3 protein-coding genes are annotated in these 2,131 nt (G+C 66.2%); 1 reads left to right on the forward strand and 2 read right to left on the reverse strand.

What is annotated here, in order from left to right; translation table 11 throughout:
- On the forward strand, positions 1-738 hold a 738-nt coding region (locus WCB02_RS15745; protein WP_423959307.1), incomplete at its 5' end, for an oxidoreductase.
- Positions 739-848: 110 nt separating this feature from the next.
- On the opposite strand, the gene WCB02_RS15750 is transcribed toward WCB02_RS15745, so the two are convergent.
- Complete coding sequence (locus WCB02_RS15750; protein WP_423959309.1) at positions 849-1,403, reverse strand: SAM-dependent methyltransferase; 555 nt, start codon at positions 1,401-1,403, stop codon at positions 849-851.
- 483 nt (positions 1,404-1,886) lie between these two features.
- Positions 1,887-2,131: BA14K family protein (locus WCB02_RS15755; RefSeq protein WP_423959311.1), on the reverse strand; the 245-nt coding region annotated here is incomplete at its 5' end.

The following is a 2,131-nucleotide window of genomic DNA, read 5'->3' on the forward strand; positions in this document are numbered from 1 at the left end:
GTGCTGCGCCAGGCGGTGGAAAGCGGCGTCGATCATATCGACACCAGCGATTTCTACGGCCCGCACGTCACCAACCAGATCATCCGCGAGGCGCTGCACCCCTACCCCGACAACCTCACCATCGTCACCAAGGTCGGCGCCCGGCGCGGCGCGGACCCCTCCTGGCACCCGGCCTACGCGAGCGATGAACTGACCCGGGCGGTGCACGACAATCTGCGCAATCTCGGCCTCGACACCATCGACGTGGTCAATCTCCGCGCCTCGGCCGGCGCGCATCGCCCGGCCGAAGGCTCGCTCGAAGCGCAACTCGTGGTGCTGGCGGAGCTGCAGCGCCAGGGCCATATCCGTCACATCGGGCTCAGCCATGTCACGCCGACCCAGATCGCCGAGGCGCAACGGATCTGCGACATCGTCTGCGTGCAGAACCTCTACAATCTGGCGCATCGCGACGATGACGCGCTGATCGACGATCTCTGCCGCGACGGCCTCGCCTATGTGCCCTACTTTCCGCTCGGCGGCTTCACGCCGCTGCAATCCTCGACCCTGTCGGAGATCGCGGTCGAGCTCGCGACCACACCGATGCAGGTCGCGCTGGCCTGGCTGCTGCACCGCGCGGAAAATATCCTGCTGATTCCCGGCACGTCGTCCGTCGGCCATCTCCGTGAAAACCTCGCCGCGGCCGAGCTGACATTGTCGGATCAGGTGATGGCGAGACTCAATGTGATTGGCCGCGCGTAGATGGGTTGAGCGTTTGCGAAACCCATCAGCTTCGCGAGATCGACATCGACCGGTATCGCCGGGCTCATTGTCGGACCGGCGAAAGGCCGGCGCTGGTGGCTCCGTCCATCCTACGCCCTGCGCGCGGGCCAATAATACAGCGCTGCCGCGCCAAGTCGCCCGGGGCTTTCCAGGGTGGCGGCAGCTTGCCTGTCGCGGAACCAGAAGGACAGCGACACCACCGCCGTCCCGGGCCTGAGCGTGCGATCGAGCAAGGCGGCCAGCTTCGGCATCGGCTTGATCATGAGATAGCAGGTCACGGCCTGGGCATCGCCGAGATCGTGGTCGTGGAAGTTGCCACGGCGCAGCAGCACGTTGGGCATGGTACGCGCCCGAAACCGCGACACCCAGTAAGGCAGCGGCGACATTTCGATGCCGCGGATCTCAGCCTTGGGAAAGGCCCGCGCCAGGGCGATGACCAGCGAGCCCCATCCGGAGCCGAGCTCATACACCACCGCCCCTTCCGCCAGGCCGGCCTGCCGCAACAGCGCCACGACGGCAGCGGTCTCGGTGGAATTCGACGATAACGGAGGCACCCCGGTCAGACCCTGGACGATCAGGATCGACAGGCAGAGCGCGGCAACGAGCAGCACAGCCAGGGTGGACAGCAGATCAAGTCCGGACATCGCTTGGTTTATGTCACCGGCGTGAAGCGCAAAAGCGCGACCATGGCCTGGGTATGATTCGCCGATCTTGTTTCAGCCGACCACGGTTTCGTCAATGGGCGGCCGCGCAGCCTGGGGCGAGCGCTTTGCGAAACGGCTCCCTCCGCGTCATGGCGAGGAGCCCTTGCGACGAAGCAATCCATCTTGCGGCACGATGGATGGCTTCGCTCGCGCTCGCAATGACGAAAGTTTGGCAACGCCTGGGCGCCGGCGCGCGATTCGGCCGGGTGGTCTGAAACCGCTATGTGACCGAGCACGAGGGCTTTTGGTTGAATCGGGCAGCCCGGCGGACGGTCCACCTCTCCCCTTCGGGAAAGGTGGACTTCGTTCGCCGCCGCACCCCGTTTGCGGCCTGCGATTGTCCATGACGCAGTCGAACAAAGGGCGCCCTCGCTCACCCTGCGGTCGATGGTCCGGCCGCGCCGGCGCACGCGGCGATCAGGCTCAGGGACAGGGGTGACGCCGGCCGTCCTTGCCGAGGAACGTTCCGCTGTTGGGATCATAGGACCGGTAGTGCTGCATGCAGTAGGACACCTCGTCGCCGGGCGGCGGCGCGTAACCCGGCGGCGGAGCATAGGCCGGACCGTAGTAATAAGGAGAGCCGTAGTAATAGGGCGCGGCAACGGCTCCGCCGATGATGGCGCCGGCGGCAAGACCGCCGAAGAACGCGCCGCCGCCCCAGCCTCCTC

The sequence above is a fragment of the Bradyrhizobium sp. genome (assembly GCF_049581145.1).
GTDB lineage: Bacteria > Pseudomonadota > Alphaproteobacteria > Rhizobiales > Xanthobacteraceae > Bradyrhizobium.